Here is a 15,977-nt window from a genome sequence, read left to right as displayed (position 1 = left end):
CCCCGTCCAGCGTTCAGGCTAGACTCCCGGCAACATCCGCCGGGAGCCTCCCATGTTCATCGCCTACTGCTGCATCCTGATCGCCGCCTGCCTGCCCTACGTCTGGGCCGTCGCCGCCAAGACCGGCGCCCCCGGCTACAACAACAAGGATCCGCGCGGCTGGGTCTCCAAGCAGGACAGCTATCGCGTGCGCAACGCCTACGGCGCGCACCTCAACGCGTTCGAAGCCTTTCCCGCGTTCGCCGCCGCCGTGCTGATGGCGCAATTCGCGCAGGTCGACGCCCAGCATGTCGCCTGGCTGTCGATGGCCTTCATCGCGTTCCGGATCCTGCACGGGATTTTCTACGTCACCGTCCAGCAGGCGTTGCGGAGCCTTTCGTGGCTGGGCGGTTTCGCCTGCGTGGTGGCGCTGATGCTCTCGGCGGTGCTGAAAATCGCCGGCTAAGTTTCCCGACGCTCTTTCGTCTTCTGCATTAGCTCGGGACACAGGCCTTCGGCCGTTACGTCACTGGGTATATGTGCGCTGATATTGCAGTTGCGCTGCGATCGACCTGACGTTGGGCGACCGCCTTTCTGTTGCATCGGATTTCCGCTTTCGCCGTCGCAAAGAAAAACCCCTCCCAGCGGACTGGGAGGGGTTTGGATAAAGACCCTGGCGATGACCTACTCTCGCATGGCAAAGCCACACTACCATCGGCGCAGCTGTGTTTCACTTCCGAGTTCGGGATGGGATCGGGTGGTACCACAGCGCTGTTGTCACCAGGGAGAGGGTGGAGGGTCGCCGGCATCGATGGATGCAGCGCCACGCTCTCAGAGGGTGGGGAGAAGAGTCACGAGCGTTTGTTGTAAGCCGTCAACGTGTGAGGCCAAGGGTTTCATCAAAGCGTCCTAGATAGACGCGTCGAAGAAACTTGAGGTGATATGGTCAAGCCACACGGATCATTAGTACAGGTAAGCTCAACGCATTACTGCGCTTACACACCCTGCCTATCAACCACCTGGTCTTGATGGTTCCTTCAGGGGGCTTGTGCCCCGGGAGATCTCATCTTGAGGCGCGCTTCCCGCTTAGATGCTTTCAGCGGTTATCGCTTCCGAACATAGCTACCCGGCAGTGCCACTGGCGTGACAACCGGAACACCAGAGGTTCGTCCACTCCGGTCCTCTCGTACTAGGAGCAGCCCCTCTCAAATCTCCAACGCCCACGACAGATAGGGACCGAACTGTCTCACGACGTTCTGAACCCAGCTCGCGTACCACTTTAAATGGCGAACAGCCATACCCTTGGGACCGACTACAGCCCCAGGATGTGATGAGCCGACATCGAGGTGCCAAACACCGCCGTCGATATGAACTCTTGGGCGGTATCAGCCTGTTATCCCCGGAGTACCTTTTATCCGTTGAGCGATGGCCCTTCCATACAGAACCACCGGATCACTAAGTCCTAGTTTCCTACCTGCTTGATCCGTCGATCTTGCAGTCAAGCACGCTTATGCCTTTGCACACAGTGCGCGATGTCCGACCGCGCTGAGCGTACCTTCGAGCTCCTCCGTTACACTTTGGGAGGAGACCGCCCCAGTCAAACTACCCACCATACACGGTCCCCGACCCGGATTACGGGCCCAGGTTAGAACGTCAAGCACATCAGGGTGGTATTTCAAGGTTGGCTCCACCGCAACTGGCGTCACGGTTTCACAGCCTCCCACCTATCCTACACAGACGAACTCAACGTTCAGTGTAAAGCTATAGTAAAGGTTCACGGGGTCTTTCCGTCTTGCCGCGGGAACGCTGCATCTTCACAGCGATTTCAATTTCACTGAGTCTCGGGTGGAGACAGTGCCGCCATCGTTACGCCATTCGTGCAGGTCGGAACTTACCCGACAAGGAATTTCGCTACCTTAGGACCGTTATAGTTACGGCCGCCGTTTACTGGGGCTTCGATCAAGAGCTTCGCCTTGCGGCTGACCCCATCAATTAACCTTCCAGCACCGGGCAGGCGTCACACCCTATACGTCCACTTTCGTGTTTGCAGAGTGCTGTGTTTTTGATAAACAGTCGCAGCGGCCTGGTTACTTCGGCCTCCCTCAGCTATGAACCATGAGAGGCGCACCTTCTCCCGAAGTTACGGTGCTATTTTGCCTAGTTCCTTCACCCGAGTTCTCTCAAGCGCCTGAGAATTCTCATCCTGCCCACCTGTGTCGGTTTACGGTACGGTCTGCGTAAGCTGAAGCTTAGGAGCTTTTCCTGGAAGCGTGATATCGGCAACTCTGTCCATGTGGACTCGTCCTTGGTCTCAACGTTGCGCTCCCGGATTTGCCTAAGAGCACCGCCTCAACCCTCTCACCGGGACAACCAACGCCCGGCCTGCCTAACCTTCTCCGTCCCTCCATCGCACTTACGCGAGGTGCTGGAATATTAACCAGCTTCCCATCGACTACGCATTTCTGCCTCGCCTTAGGGGCCGACTCACCCTGCGTCGATTAACGTTGCGCAAGGAAACCTTGGGCTTTCGGCGTGCGGGCTTTTCACCCGCATTATCGTTACTCATGTCAGCATTCGCACTTCCGATACCTCCAGCAGACTTCTCAATCCACCTTCGCAGGCCTACGGAACGCTCCTCTACCGCGTACATCAAAGATGCACACCCCAAGCTTCGGTTCAATGCTTAGCCCCGTTAAATCTTCCCCGCAGACCGACTCGACCAGTGAGCTATTACGCTTTCTTTAAAGGGTGGCTGCTTCTAAGCCAACCTCCTGGCTGTCTGTGCCTTTCCACATGGTTTTCCACTTAGCACTGATTTGGGACCTTAGCTGTGGGTCTGGGTTGTTTCCCTTTTCACGACGGACGTTAGCACCCGCCGTGTGTCTCCCGTACAGTCCGTCTCGGTATTCGGAGTTTGCAATGGTTTGGTAAGTCGCGATGACCCCCTAGCCATAACAGTGCTCTACCCCCGAGAGGATACATACGAGGCGCTACCTAAATAGCTTTCGAGGAGAACCAGCTATCTCCGGGTTCGATTAGCTTTTCACTCCTAATCACACCTCATCCCCGACCTTTGCAACGGGCGTGGGTTCGGGCCTCCAGTACCTGTTACGGTACCTTCACCCTGGGCATGACTAGATCACCCGGTTTCGGGTCTACTGCCCGCGACTATGCGCCCTTATCAGACTCGGTTTCCCTTCGCCTCCCCTATACGGTTAAGCTCGCCACGAACAGTAAGTCGCTGACCCATTATACAAAAGGTACGCCGTCACCCTTGCGGGCTCCGACTGCTTGTACGCACACGGTTTCAGGGTCTATTTCACTCCCCTCGCCGGGGTTCTTTTCGCCTTTCCCTCACGGTACTGGTTCACTATCGGTCGGTCAGGAGTATTTAGCCTTGGAGGATGGTCCCCCCATGTTCAGACAGGGTTTCACGTGCCCCGCCCTACTCAATTTCATCGATCAGGCCCTTTCGCATACGGGGCTGTCACCCGCTATGGCCACCCTTTCCAGAGTGTTTTGCTAAAACAAGATCGACTTTTGGGCTAGTCCGCGTTCGCTCGTCGCTACTGACGGAATCTCGGTTGATTTCTTTTCCTACGGTTACTTAGATATTTCAGTTCACCGCGTTCGCTTCGTACACCTATGTATTCAGTGCACGATACCCTTGCGGGTGGGTTTCCCCATTCGGACATTACCGGATCAAAGCTTATTGCCAGCTCCCCGATACTTTTCGCAGGCTGTCACGTCCTTCATCGCCTCTGACCGCCAAGGCATCCACCGTGTGCGCTTATTCGCTTGACCATATCACCCCAAGTTGCCTCGGGGCGACACGTACCAGCGAATGGTACGACTATCACTTGATAAAGATGGCTTTCGCCATCTCGCCTCAGCCTCGACACGTTGCAAGACTTACGTCTCAAACGCTCGTTTGACTCTTCTTCCCGATTGTCAAAGAACATGACCCGGCCACAATGCCAAGCCATTTCAAAGTGTGTGTGCGCGTCATTCAGAGTGGTGGGTCTGGGAGGACTCGAACCACCGGCCTCACCCTTATCAGGGGTGCGCTCTAACCACCTGAGCTACAGACCCAAAGTGTCTTTACCTTCAGATGGTGGAGCCTGTCGGGATCGAACCGACGACCCCCTGCTTGCAAAGCAGGTGCTCTCCCAGCTGAGCTAAGGCCCCGTTTGTTACGGGACACGTGATCCCCTCTGGAATCACGCTCTCTGAATGCAGGTCACTTGTGCGGACGTCTGGCAATGCGTTGCCATGTCTCAAAAGGAGGTGATCCAGCCGCACCTTCCGATACGGCTACCTTGTTACGACTTCACCCCAGTCATCGGCCACACCGTGGCAAGCGCCCTCCCGAAGGTTAAGCTACCTGCTTCTGGTGCAACAAACTCCCATGGTGTGACGGGCGGTGTGTACAAGGCCCGGGAACGTATTCACCGCAGCAATGCTGATCTGCGATTACTAGCGATTCCGACTTCATGGAGTCGAGTTGCAGACTCCAATCCGGACTGGGATGGGGTTTCTGGGATTGGCTCCGCCTCGCGGCATCGCAGCCCTCTGTCCCCACCATTGTAGTACGTGTGTAGCCCTGGCCGTAAGGGCCATGATGACTTGACGTCATCCCCACCTTCCTCCGGCTTGTCGCCGGCGGTCTCCTTAGAGTTCCCACCATTACGTGCTGGCAACTAAGGACAAGGGTTGCGCTCGTTGCGGGACTTAACCCAACATCTCACGACACGAGCTGACGACAGCCATGCAGCACCTGTGTCACGGTTCCCGAAGGCACCAATCCATCTCTGGAAAGTTCCGTGCATGTCAAGGCCAGGTAAGGTTCTTCGCGTTGCATCGAATTAAACCACATACTCCACCGCTTGTGCGGGCCCCCGTCAATTCCTTTGAGTTTCAGTCTTGCGACCGTACTCCCCAGGCGGCGAACTTAACGCGTTAGCTTCGATACTGAGTGCCAAGTTGCACCCAACATCCAGTTCGCATCGTTTAGGGCGTGGACTACCAGGGTATCTAATCCTGTTTGCTCCCCACGCTTTCGTGCCTCAGTGTCAGTGCTGGTCCAGACAGTCGCCTTCGCCACGGATGTTCCTCCTGATCTCTACGCATTTCACTGCTACACCAGGAATTCCACTATCCTCTACCGCACTCTAGCTCGCCAGTATCCAATGCCATTCCCAGGTTGAGCCCAGGGCTTTCACATCAGACTTAACAAACCACCTACGCACGCTTTACGCCCAGTAATTCCGAGTAACGCTTGCACCCTTCGTATTACCGCGGCTGCTGGCACGAAGTTAGCCGGTGCTTATTCTTCCGGTACCGTCAGAACACTCGGGTATTAACCGAATGCTTTTCTTTCCGGACAAAAGAGCTTTACAACCCGAGGGCCTTCTTCACTCACGCGGCATGGCTGGATCAGGCTTGCGCCCATTGTCCAATATTCCCTACTGCTGCCTCCCGTAGGAGTCTGGACCGTGTCTCAGTTCCAGTGTGGCTGATCATCCTCTCAGACCAGCTACGGATCGTCGCCTTGGTGGGCCTTTACCCCGCCAACTAGCTAATCCGACATGGGCTCATCCAATCGCGCCAGGCCCGAAGGTCCCCGGCTTTCCCCCGAAGGGCGCATGCGGTATTAGCGTAAGTTTCCCTACGTTATCCCCCACGACTGGGCAGATTCCCATGTATTCCTCACCCGTCCGCCACTCGCCACCCACAGAGCAAGCTCTGCTGTGCTGCCGTTCGACTTGCATGTATTAGGCCTGCCGCCAGCGTTCACTCTGAGCCAGGATCAAACTCTTCACTTGAAGTTTTCGGAGCCGAAGCTCCAATTCTCTAGTTGCAGAGTCCGTCCAGCCCCATTACTCGCTGTACGTGTACTTGCGTACGAATACTTTGAAATTGATGGTTCTGTTACGAACGTCTGCTGATGGACAACAGTCCACTACCAGACGCCCGCACAAGTCACCTGCGCACACTGTCAAAGATCGTCAGGTCCGGCCTCAGCGCCTTTCCCTTCTCCCCGTCCGCCGCAGCGTCCGAGTGAGCCGCCCATCATACAGGGGTTTGTATTGCTGTCAACACCCCGTGACGAACTTTTTTTTCGCTTCCCGCTTCAGGCCTGAACCGTCGGCAGGAGGGCCGCGAATCATACCGGGGTTGTCATCGCTGTCAACACCCGATCGAACCGCTTTCCTTCCCCTGTCGCGATGGCGAGCCGCCGTCGACAAGGGCGCGCATCTTCCCCCACGAAAGCGCATTTGAGAAGTCTTGACGCCTTGACGCGATCTGCGTATCGCGCGCAAGGTGCGCGCTTCCCGAATTCCCTGGAGTTCCGCATGCGCCAGTTCGTCCTTCTCCCGCTTCTCGCCTGTCTGATGTCCGGCTGCGCAGGCGCCAGTCAGCCCTGGGTGGAACTGGGCGGACAGCGCTACAAGGTGGAGCTTGCGAAGGACGATGCCGAGCGAGCGCGCGGGCTGATGTTCCGCGATGCGATGGAAACCGACCACGGCATGCTGTTCATCCATGACGCGCAGGAACCGCAGTCGTACTGGATGAAGAACACCAAGATCCCGCTGGACATCCTGTACTTCGACAACGACCGCAAGCTGGTGTCGCAGCAGCGCGACGTGCCGCCCTGCTCGCTGGGCGACGCCTGTCCGCCCTACCCCAGCAACGCGCCGGCGCGCTACGTGCTGGAACTCAACGCCGGGCAGGCGGAAAAGCTGAAGCTGCAGGACGGCGCGACGATGACGTTCGGCCCCGGCATTCCGGCGGCGAAGTAAGCCTCAGCCTTCGTACAACTCGTAGTCGTCCTTGGTGACGCCGCAGTCCGGGCACGTCCAGGTGTCCGGCACGTCGTCCCAGCGCGTCCCGGGCGCGATGCCGTCGTCCGGCGCGCCCAGCGCCTCGTCGTAGATGTGGCCGCAGACCACGCACATCCACTTGCGATAGGGAGGGTTGGAGCCGGCTGCGGTCATCGGGGCGATAATCATGGGACGTTGCGCGGATTGTCCCACCCCGCGCCGGCATGCGAAACATTCCCCCGGAACAAGACCAGAGACCCATGAAGACCGATCGCTCGCACGACCTGTTCACCCGCGCCCAATCGCTGATGCCCGGCGGCGTCAACTCGCCGGTGCGCGCGTTCAAATCGGTGGGCGGCGAGCCGTTCTTCGTGCAGCGCGCGGAAGGCCCCTACCTGTTCGACGCCGACGGCAACCGCTACATCGACTACGTGGGTTCGTGGGGACCGATGATCGTCGGCCACAATCATCCGAAGGTGCTGGAGGCGGTGATCGAGACCGCCCGCAACGGCCTCTCCTTCGGCACGCCGAATCCGCTGGAAGTGACGATGGCCGAGACCATCACCCGGCTGATCCCGAGTTGCGAGATGGTGCGCATGGTCAACTCCGGCACCGAGGCCACACTATCGGCGATCCGTCTAGCGCGCGGCACGACCGGCCGCAGCCGCATCGTCAAGTTCGAAGGCTGCTACCACGGCCACGGCGATTCCTTCCTGGTGAAGGCCGGCAGCGGCGCGCTGACCTTCGGCGTGCCGACTTCGCCCGGCGTGCCCAAGGCGCTGGCCGATCTGACACTGACGCTGCCATACAACGATTTCGACGCAGCGACGCAGTTGTTCGACGAATGCGGCGGCGACATCGCCTGCCTGATCGTCGAGCCCGTGGTCGGCAACGCCAACTGCCTGCCGCCGCGCGAAGGCTACCTGCAGCACCTGCGCGCCCTGTGCACGAAGCACGGCGCGCTGCTGATCTTCGACGAAGTGATGACCGGCTTCCGCGTCGCGCTCGGCGGCGCGCAGGCGCGCTACGGCGTGACGCCGGATCTTTCGACCTTCGGCAAGGTGATCGGCGGCGGCATGCCGGTCGGCGCCTACGGCGGTCGCCGCGAACTGATGCAGCAGGTCGCGCCCAGCGGCCCGATCTACCAGGCCGGCACGCTGAGCGGCAATCCGGTGGCGATGGCGGCGGGCCTTGCGATGCTGGAACTCATTCAGGCGCCCGGTTTCCACGACGCGCTGGAAGCGAAAACCAACGCGCTGTGCGACGGGCTGGAAGCTGCCGCACGCGAAGCCGGCGTCGCCTTCACCACCCAGCGCGTGGGCGGCATGTTCGGCCTGTTCTTCAGCGCGGAGAAGGTGGACACCTACGCGCAGGCGATGGCCTGCGACAGCGCCGCGTTCAACCACTTCTTCCACGCGATGCTGGAACGCGGCGTGTACCTCGCGCCGTCCGCGTTCGAGGCCGGCTTCATGTCCGGCGCGCACGACGATGCGGCGATCGCCGCGACCATCGAAGCAGCGCGCGCCGCCTTCCGCGCGATCTGACATGGACGAGGCGACGCACGCGCAGGACGGCAGGGGCGGCAGCGAGTTCTTCGCTCCCGTCCTGCAGCCCGCCAGCCGCGAAGGCCTGCGCTACCGACTGTATCGCCTGATGTTCCACCACGAGTCGCGCGGCGAACGCAACTTCGACCTCGCGCTGATCGCGGTCATCGTCGCCAGCGTGCTGGTGGTGCTGCTGGACAGCGAACCCGGCGTCAAGGCGCGCTGGCACTTCCCGCTGTACGTCGCCGAGTGGGCGTTCACCCTGCTGTTCGCAATCGAATACGCCACGCGGATCTGGGTGGTGCGGCAGCCGCTGCGCTACGCGCGCAGCTTCCTGGGCATCGTCGACCTGCTGGCGATCCTGCCCACCTTCCTGTCGCTGCTGTTCCCCGCCAGCGCCTCGCTGACGGTGATCCGCATCCTGCGGCTGCTGCGCATCTTCCGCATCCTCAAGCTGGTCAAGTATTCCGACGAAGCCGGCATGCTCACCCACGCGCTGATCCGCAGCCGGCGCAAGATCCTGATCTTCGTGCTCACCCTGCTCACCATCGCGGTGATCTTCGGCGCGCTGATGTACGTGGTCGAAGGCCCGGCGCACGGCTTCGACAGCATTCCCACCGGCATGTACTGGGCGGTGGTGACGATGGCGACGGTGGGCTACGGCGACCTCTCGCCCGCCACCACGCTCGGGCGCCTGCTCACCTCGACGCTGATCATCATCGGCTACAGCATCATCGTGGTGCCTACCGGCATCTACACCGCCGAGCTGGCGCGTACGATGCGCTCGCGCGGCCGCATCCAGCTGCGCTGCCCGCAATGCAGCCTGGGCGAACACGACGAAGATGCCTGGTTCTGCCGCAAATGCGGCGAAGCCCTGCCCCACACGACTGAGGTTTCGAATGAACGCGCTGCGCCCCGGCACCCTGGCCGTCCACACCGGCAACGAAGCGGACCCCGCCACCGGCGCGGTCGCGCCGCCGATCCACCTCGCCACCACCTTCCGCCACGGCCCGCCGGCGAGCGCGTCGCAGGCTACGAATACCAGCGCGAGGGCAACCCCACCAACGACCGCCTGCGCGAGGCGCTGAAGGCGCTCGAAGGCGGCGAAGAAGCGCTGACCTTCGCCTCCGGGATGGCGGCGATGACCACGCTGCTGGAGTCGCTGCCCGCGGGCAGCCGCGTGCTGTTTCCCGACGACTGCTACAGCGGCCTGCGCATGCTGTTCGGCGAGTTCCTGCCGGAGCGCGGCATTCTGGTCGAAACGGTGGACATGGCCGACCTCGACGCCGTGCACGCGGCCTGCGCGAAGCCGCTGTCGCTGCTGTGGATCGAAACGCCGTCGAATCCGCTGCTGAAGATCAGCGACATCGCCGCGCTGGCGGAGCTCGGCCATGCCGCGGGCGCGCTAGTCGTCGTCGACAACACCTTCGCCACGCCGCTGTTGCAGCGCCCGCTGGCGCTGGGCGCAGACGTCGTGATGCACTCCACGACGAAGTACTTCGGCGGCCACAGCGACGTGCTCGGCGGCGCGCTGGTGTTCGCCCGCGACGATGCCTTCGCCCGGAAAGTCGCGCATCGGCTGCACGTCACCGGCGCGGTGCTGGCCCCGTTCAGCGCCTGGCTCACCCTGCGCGGCTGCCGCTCGCTGGGCGCGCGGATGGCGATGCATTGCGCCAACGCGCGCAAGCTGGCGGAGTTCCTCGCCGCGCATCCGGCAGTGGAACGCGTGAACTGGCCGGGCCTGCCCTCGCACCCCGGCCATGCCGTGGCCGCGAAGCAGATGCGCGAGTTCGGCGCGATGCTCAGCGTCGAACTGCGCGGCGGCCGCGAGGCTGCATTGGCAGTGGCAGGCAGGCTGCGCATCTTCACCAATGCGACGTCGCTGGGTGGCTGCGAATCGCTGGTGGAGCATCGCGCCTCGGTGGAAGGACCGAATCCGCGCTCACCGCAGAATCTGCTGCGGGTGTCGGTGGGGTTGGAAGACGGCGACGATCTGATCGCGGACTTCGCGCAGGCGCTGGGCTAGATCCCCCTCTTTGCGAGCACGCCCACCGTGCTCAATCCGACGCCATGGCCATGGCTGCGAACAGCATCCATGTCGTATGCGGCAGCCACTGCTCCACCCAGCGCCACTGGGCCGAGTCCGGACCCGGAGCGAAGGCGATGCCCGCGCCGCTGTCGCTCTCGACCGCGCCGGTGATGCCATTCGAGATTCCGCCCACGACCATGTCGCCGGCGCTTTCCGCCACGGTCGGCGGGTTGCGGGCACCGAAGCCGTAAAGCATGGAGATACCGTAGGGATTGCGGCCCAGCGTCCAGTCGATCTGCTCCTGCGCGAACGCGGCGCGTTCGGGCGACAGGCCGAAGCCGCCCTTGCCCGGCGGCGACACGCGGCGCCCGCCCAGCACCATGGCCGCGCTCAGCGACGCCAGACGGGCACTTTCTCCCTGCCACCAATAGCCGGTTTCGTTCCGGTGGGGAATGAAGAATCCCTCCTGGACATCTCCTGCCGCCTGCCCGCCCTGCGCAAGCTGGAACGCCTGGCGTGCATAGCCATAAGGATTGGAGACGCGCCAGGTGATTTCGATCTGGTGACGCAGCGCGAGGGCGATCGCATCGCGTACCCGGCGCTGGCGATCCGCATCGGTCTCGATGTCGAGATACCAGACGAGGCCAACCACGGGAAATCCCGCCTCAACCGCGTGGTAGAAAGGCCGCGCACGGCCATCGCTGGTGAATCCGCCCGCCGCCGTCTGTCGCGCCATCAGCGAGGCCGCGCGCAGCCGCGCATCATCGCGGTAACGAACCGCGCCGGTGGCATGGAACAGTTCCGTCGCCGCCATCAGCGCGGTGTAGTCGTCGATGATGTTTTCCTTGCCGTCCGCGCAATACCGCAAGTTGAAACGCTTCAGATGGTCGTAAGCGCGCACCGCATCGTCCAGATAGACGTCTCCCACGAACTCGCCGTGGCGGCCGGTCGCCCGAGCCAGCATCGCGGCGCGCGACAGCGCCGCGATCGCCATCCCGCCGCCGGCCCGGAACGCGGAGCGGTAGGAGCCGGTATAGACGCCGTCCTCGCCTTCGTAACCGACCACCATGCGCTCGGCGCCTTCCGTGCCCCAGCGGTCGAACACGGTGGTATAGAAATAGCCCTCCGGATCGAGGATGCGATGCAGGTAGTCCGCACCCCAGAACGCCTCCTGCTCGATGCGCTCATAGAGGCCGGCGCGGCGGTAAAGCTCGCCCCGCGCCTGGGCGCCGTAGGCCAGCACCCAGGCCACCATCGACGTCTGCTGCGGATTGAAGTGGTTGGCGTAGCCAAGATGGGAAAGGTATTTGCCGGTATCGCCGCCCGCGTCCTTCCACCCTCCCCAGACATCGACCATTCGGTCGCTGTCGAAGACGCGGATGCGATGATCGCCCTCGCCGGTGTGCCGGTTGCTGCGGAAATACGCCAGGGCGCTGTCCGCGATGATGGAAAACAGCGCGCGCTCCCGCACCTCCACCGGCGCCGACGTGGCGTGGCGCCCGCCCACGTCCACCGTCACCCGGTAATGGCCCGGCTGGACGAGGTTGGAAAAGTCGATCCGGAAATAGCGCTTGCCGTCGCCCCATGCGGAAAAAGCCGGCAGCGGCTGCAACGCTCCCCGCGCCACGACCTTGTCCCCCATGAGAACCCGGTAGCTGCCGGTAGCCGCATCGCCCGTGGATTCGACGATGGCGGACTTCGGTCCGTCGCGCTCCAGTGCGACCTGATCCAGTTGCACCAGCAGCGGCTCCGTCGGCAGTGCAATGGATACGCTGGTGTCAGAGGGCGCGTCCTGGGCGGCAACAGGCGTGGCATACCCCGGCAGCAGAAGCAGCAATGCGGTGAACAGCGGCCGTGCAATGCGTTCGACGGGTGCGGAGGCGGCGAGCATCTTCATGGAACCTCGCGGGTCGTGCGGAACCTGTGGGTCGTGCAGAATGCAGACCGTAGCGTTGCGAATTACGCCCGTCAATAATTACATCCGTTAGATGTAAATAATTTTCCGTACTATTCCCCATTCAGCATCGACATGAGAACAACCGGCCGCGGCGCCACCCAGCAATCCAGCGCCCCCTACAACCGTCGCCTCGTGCTGGACTTCATCCGCCAGCAGGGCGCCGCCTCCCGCAAGGACATCGTCGACAAGGTCGCGCTGAGTCCGCAGACGGTCGCCAACATCACCAATGACCTGGAAGCCTTCGGCCTGATCGTGTCGCGCCGGCAGAAGGTGGAGAAATCACGCGGCCAGCCGCCCATCGCGTTCGAGCTGAACCCGGACGGCGGCTGCTCCATCGGCATCAGCCTCGAGCCTGGCCGCGCCTCTGCCGCCCTCGTCAACCTGGTCGGCGAGGTGCTCTGCCGGAGCGCCGTGGAAGTGCAGACCCGCGATCGGCGGCAGATGCTGGCCGCCCTGCTGGAACTGGTCGCGCGCCTGAGAAAGCAATCCAGCGAACGCCTCTGGGGCATCGGCGTCGCCCTGCCCGGCCCGCTGGGCGACACCGACCTCAGCTTCGTCGGCCCGACCGCGCTGGAAGGCTGGAGCGACCTGTCCATTCTCGAGGAACTGCGCGTGGCGACCGGCCTGCCGCTCTTCCACAGTGTGGACAGCGTGGCCGGCGCGCTGGGCGAGTCGCTGTTCGGCGTCGCCCGCCATCTGGACAACTTCTTCTATCTGCACGTCAGCATGGGCCTGGGCGGCGCCCTGATCGTGGGTCGCTCCGCCTACCGCGGCGCGGACGGCAACGCCAGCGAAATCGGCCACGTGCCGCTCGTGCCCGGCGGCACGCCGTGCTATTGCGGCAACCATGGCTGCCTGGAACGCTATCTGTCGATGCACTCGCTGGCGGAAGCGCTGGGCCTGAACGACATGCAGGTCTGGACGCAGATCACCGACGAGCGCCTCCAGACGCCGGGCGAGGAAGCCCTGCACCGCTGGTGCCGGCAGGCCGCGGATCGGCTGCGCGACGCCGTCTGCATGATCGAAAACATCCTGGATCCGCAGGCCATCGTGATCGGCGGCCCCGCGCCCAAGGCCCTCGTGCAGCACCTGGTGGAGCTGGCCCAGCCCTTGCACAAATCGGTGCGCGGGCATCCCGGCGGCAACGATGCCCGCATCCTGCTGTCCGATCGCCAGGAGGAAGGCCTGCTGCTGGGCGCCGCGGTGCTGCCCATCCACGAAATGCTCGCGCCGCGGCTGGAAGTGGTGCAGAAGGATCGCCAGACGGAGGCCGGCACGGCCGAGCTCATGAGCTTCCTGGCATCAGAAAAAGGCATGAGATAATTATTACTTCCACTGGTTTTATGTATTGACAGTCACTTTTCCCGGTGCCTATAGTCGGCGCCATGGATCGTGACTCCGTTCAACTGAGCATCGTGGGGGACGTCGGCGTCGACCTGGTCATGGGGACGCTGGACGGCTGGCCACAGATCGGCACCGAATTGCTGCTGCCCCACAGCGAACTGCGCGCGGGCGGCTCGGGCGCCAATGCCGCACTGGCCGCGCGGCACATCGGGGTTCCCGCGCGCCTGGTCTCGGCGACCGGCAACGACACCCTCGGACACTGGCTGGCCGGCCAATTCCATGGCATCCGCGCCGACCTGCAGACCTGCGACAGCGACACCACCATCTCCGTCGGCCTGATGCATGCCAACGGAGAGCGCAATTTCTTCACCACCGGCGGGCATCTCCAGCAATTCTCGGCCGACCACGTCCTCGAGCACCTGCATGCCTCTACCTCGCCGTCCATCGCCCTGTTCACCGCTCCGTTCCTGCTGCCCGCCCTCCGCGGACGCTACGAGGAACTGCTGTCGGAGGCGGTGAACCGGGGATTCCAGGTCGCGCTGGACACCGGCTGGCCGCCGGAGGGCTGGCATCCGCACGTCCGCAAGGAAGTGCAACGCTGGCTGAGGTTCTGCGACCACCTGCTCATCAACGAGCTCGAAGCCTGCAGCATCGCCGGCACCAACGATCTGGACGCCGCCCTGCCCATGATCGAGTGGCACCTGAAGCCGAGCGCCAGCCTCGTCGTCAAGGTCGGCGCGCGCGGAGCGATCGGCCGCGAGCGCAACCGGTACGCGCAGCGGACGCCGGCAGCGACCGGTGCGATCTTCGACACCATCGGCGCGGGCGACGCGTTCAACGCCGGCTATCTCGCGGCGCGGCTGCGCGGCGCTTCGCTGGCGCATTCGCTGGAAGCCGGCTGCAACACGGCCCAGGCCATCCTTCCCCGTTTCCCGCGCAAGGCGATCCACGCGGGCGAACTGGCGTTCTGCGCGTCCTGACCGGCAGCCCCGTCCAGAAGGGTTCTCTCCATGAAGAATCGCCCGTTGATCATCGGCTACATTCTCCTGATCTGGTTCGCGATCTCCTTCATCACCAACCTGATCGGGCCGCTGATGCCCGTGATCATCCAGGACTTCCACCTGAGCCTGACCCTGGCGGGCTTCCTGCCGTTCTCGTTCTTCCTGGCCTACGGTCTGATCTCCATCCCCGGCGGCATGCTGTTCGAAGCGCGCGGCGCAAGATACAGCCTGATGCTGGCGTTCGCGTTGAACCTCGCGGGGGCGCTTGCGATCGCCCTGCTGCCCGGCTACGCCACGGCGATCGGAGGCCTGTTCGTGATCGGCCTGGGCATGGCCTTGCTGCAGGTGGTCATCAATCCCCTGATGCGCACCGCCGGAGGCGAAGCAAACTTCGCCTTTTTCTCGGTGATGGGACAGTTGGTGTTCGGCCTCGCCTCGTTCCTCAGCCCCATCGCCTTCAAGTCGCTGATGGCGCGGCCGGAATCCGCGGACAAGCCGCTGGCCTGGGTGGCGTTCTACTGGTGTTTCGCCGCCGCCTTCATCCTCCTGCTCCTGGTCAACCGCCGGCTGCCGCTGCCGGACGTGACGCTCAACGACGACGAACGCAGCGGAAACCTGGCCGCCTATCGGGAACTTTGGGCGCGCAGGGACGTGCGCCTGTTCTTCCTCGCCATCGTCGCCTACGTCGGCACCGAGCAGACGCTCGCCAACTGGATGTCGCAGTTCCTCGCCAGCTACCACGGCCTGTCGGCCACCGGCGAAGGCGCGGACGCGGTCGGCAGATTCTGGGGGCTGATGTCGCTCGGCTGCCTGCTGGGCCTGTTGCTGCTGAAGCTGCAGGACTCCCGGCGGGTGCTCGCCGTCTTCACGCTTCTTGCCATGGCCTGCACGGCCGTGGCGCTTTTCGGACCCGCAGCTGTTTCACCCAGGGCGTTGTCGGCTGCGGGCTTTTTCTTGTCGGTGATGTTCTCGGTCCTTTTCTCGCTGGGACTCAATTCCGTTCCCAGGCACCACGGTGCCCTCTCGGGAATCCTGTGCAGCGGCATCCTCGGCGGCGCCCTCGTGCCGCTGATCGTCGGCATGCTCGGCGACGCCGTCGGCCTTCGCGCCGCGATGTGCGTGGTTTTCCTCACGCTGGCGTACATCCTCGCCGTCGGCTGGTGGGCGAAACCGCTGGTGCGCAACGACACCATGTCCCTTCCACAGCTGGTATCGCGCCTGCGGCGGCGATCGGCAGCCTGACCCTTCTTCACGTCCGCCACGAATTTTCGTGCGCGCGGACCGAACGCGTTCACCCGG

The 15,977-nt window shown here is 63.0% G+C and carries 9 protein-coding genes, 2 tRNA genes, 3 rRNA genes and 1 pseudogene; 8 read left to right on the top strand and 7 right to left on the bottom strand.

Annotated elements, in window-relative coordinates; translation table 11 throughout:
• The first annotated feature begins 52 nt into the window (after positions 1 to 52).
• Positions 53 to 445: an MAPEG family protein gene (locus H9L17_RS11015; protein ID WP_187569493.1), complete on the top strand. Its 393-nt coding sequence runs from the start codon at positions 53 to 55 to the stop codon at positions 443 to 445.
• Positions 446 to 650: 205 nt separating this feature from the next.
• On the opposite strand, the gene rrf is transcribed toward H9L17_RS11015, so the two are convergent.
• The 5 genes from rrf to H9L17_RS10990 all read right to left on the bottom strand — a co-directional run bounded on the left by rrf (position 651) and on the right by H9L17_RS10990 (position 5,804).
• A 5S ribosomal RNA gene (gene rrf / locus H9L17_RS11010) occupies positions 651 to 764 on the bottom strand.
• 157 nt (positions 765 to 921) lie between these two features.
• Positions 922 to 3,783 (bottom strand): 23S ribosomal RNA (locus H9L17_RS11005).
• Between the two features lie 211 nt (positions 3,784 to 3,994).
• Positions 3,995 to 4,071 (bottom strand) — tRNA-Ile (locus H9L17_RS11000).
• Positions 4,072 to 4,091: 20 nt separating this feature from the next.
• Positions 4,092 to 4,167, bottom strand: a tRNA-Ala gene (locus H9L17_RS10995).
• Between the two features lie 92 nt (positions 4,168 to 4,259).
• A 16S ribosomal RNA gene (locus H9L17_RS10990) occupies positions 4,260 to 5,804 on the bottom strand.
• The 16S, 23S and 5S rRNA genes sit together here with 2 tRNA genes alongside, the layout of an rRNA operon.
• A gap of 531 nt (positions 5,805 to 6,335) precedes the next feature.
• On the opposite strand from H9L17_RS10990, the gene H9L17_RS10985 reads away from it, so the two are divergent.
• Positions 6,336 to 6,782 (top strand): DUF192 domain-containing protein, encoded by a 447-nt coding sequence (locus tag H9L17_RS10985; RefSeq protein ID WP_187569492.1) that lies wholly within the window; start codon positions 6,336 to 6,338, stop codon positions 6,780 to 6,782.
• Positions 6,783 to 6,785: 3 nt separating this feature from the next.
• Here H9L17_RS10985 and H9L17_RS10980 read toward each other — a convergent pair whose 3' ends face one another.
• Entirely contained in the window at positions 6,786 to 6,977 is a 192-nt protein-coding gene (locus tag H9L17_RS10980; RefSeq protein ID WP_187569491.1) for a rubredoxin, read from the bottom strand.
• A gap of 86 nt (positions 6,978 to 7,063) precedes the next feature.
• Between H9L17_RS10980 and hemL the strand changes: the two genes are divergently transcribed.
• The 3 genes and pseudogenes from hemL to H9L17_RS10965 all read left to right on the top strand — a co-directional run bounded on the left by hemL (position 7,064) and on the right by H9L17_RS10965 (position 10,373).
• Positions 7,064 to 8,347: a glutamate-1-semialdehyde 2,1-aminomutase gene (gene hemL / locus H9L17_RS10975; RefSeq protein ID WP_187569490.1), complete on the top strand. Its 1,284-nt coding sequence runs from the start codon at positions 7,064 to 7,066 to the stop codon at positions 8,345 to 8,347.
• Position 8,348: 1 nt separating this feature from the next.
• Positions 8,349 to 9,227: pseudogene (locus H9L17_RS10970) on the top strand (ion transporter); the annotation flags it as partial.
• On the top strand, positions 9,222 to 10,373 hold the full coding sequence (locus tag H9L17_RS10965) for a trans-sulfuration enzyme family protein (RefSeq protein ID WP_246455221.1): 1,152 nt from the start codon (positions 9,222 to 9,224) through the stop codon (positions 10,371 to 10,373). The pseudogene H9L17_RS10970 and the gene H9L17_RS10965, both read left to right, overlap by 6 nt.
• 31 nt (positions 10,374 to 10,404) lie before the next feature.
• Here H9L17_RS10965 and H9L17_RS10960 read toward each other — a convergent pair whose 3' ends face one another.
• A complete protein-coding gene (locus tag H9L17_RS10960) occupies positions 10,405 to 12,273 on the bottom strand; it encodes a glycoside hydrolase family 9 protein (RefSeq protein WP_187569489.1) in 1,869 nt (622 codons plus the stop codon).
• Between the two features lie 132 nt (positions 12,274 to 12,405).
• On the opposite strand from H9L17_RS10960, the gene H9L17_RS10955 reads away from it, so the two are divergent.
• The 3 genes from H9L17_RS10955 to H9L17_RS10945 all read left to right on the top strand — a co-directional run bounded on the left by H9L17_RS10955 (position 12,406) and on the right by H9L17_RS10945 (position 15,920).
• Entirely contained in the window at positions 12,406 to 13,656 is a 1,251-nt protein-coding gene (locus tag H9L17_RS10955) for an ROK family transcriptional regulator (RefSeq protein ID WP_187569488.1), read from the top strand.
• 62 nt (positions 13,657 to 13,718) lie between these two features.
• A complete protein-coding gene (locus tag H9L17_RS10950) occupies positions 13,719 to 14,657 on the top strand; it encodes a carbohydrate kinase family protein (RefSeq protein ID WP_187569487.1) in 939 nt (312 codons plus the stop codon).
• A gap of 30 nt (positions 14,658 to 14,687) precedes the next feature.
• Complete coding sequence (locus tag H9L17_RS10945; protein ID WP_187569486.1) at positions 14,688 to 15,920, top strand: MFS transporter; 1,233 nt, start codon at positions 14,688 to 14,690, stop codon at positions 15,918 to 15,920.
• Positions 15,921 to 15,977 lie beyond the last annotated feature (57 nt).

Origin of the sequence: Thermomonas brevis (genome assembly GCF_014395425.1) — a bacterium.
Lineage (GTDB): Bacteria > Pseudomonadota > Gammaproteobacteria > Xanthomonadales > Xanthomonadaceae > Thermomonas > Thermomonas brevis.
Note: the sequence above shows the minus strand (reverse complement) of the source record. Positions and strands in the feature narration are given on the sequence as shown.

What these genes read in the sequence shown, in the direction of transcription:
- H9L17_RS11015 (WP_187569493.1), top strand. Translation starts at nt 53, where the DNA reads ATGTTCATCGCCTACTGCTGCATCCTGATCGCCGCCTGCCTGCCCTAC.
- H9L17_RS10985 (WP_187569492.1), top strand. Translation starts at nt 6,336, where the DNA reads ATGCGCCAGTTCGTCCTTCTCCCGCTTCTCGCCTGTCTGATGTCCGGC.
- H9L17_RS10980 (WP_187569491.1), bottom strand. Translation starts at nt 6,977, where the DNA reads ATGACCGCAGCCGGCTCCAACCCTCCCTATCGCAAGTGGATGTGCGTG.
- hemL (WP_187569490.1), top strand. Translation starts at nt 7,064, where the DNA reads ATGAAGACCGATCGCTCGCACGACCTGTTCACCCGCGCCCAATCGCTG.
- H9L17_RS10960 (WP_187569489.1), bottom strand. Translation starts at nt 12,273, where the DNA reads ATGAAGATGCTCGCCGCCTCCGCACCCGTCGAACGCATTGCACGGCCG.
- H9L17_RS10955 (WP_187569488.1), top strand. Translation starts at nt 12,406, where the DNA reads ATGAGAACAACCGGCCGCGGCGCCACCCAGCAATCCAGCGCCCCCTAC.
- H9L17_RS10950 (WP_187569487.1), top strand. Translation starts at nt 13,719, where the DNA reads ATGGATCGTGACTCCGTTCAACTGAGCATCGTGGGGGACGTCGGCGTC.
- H9L17_RS10945 (WP_187569486.1), top strand. Translation starts at nt 14,688, where the DNA reads ATGAAGAATCGCCCGTTGATCATCGGCTACATTCTCCTGATCTGGTTC.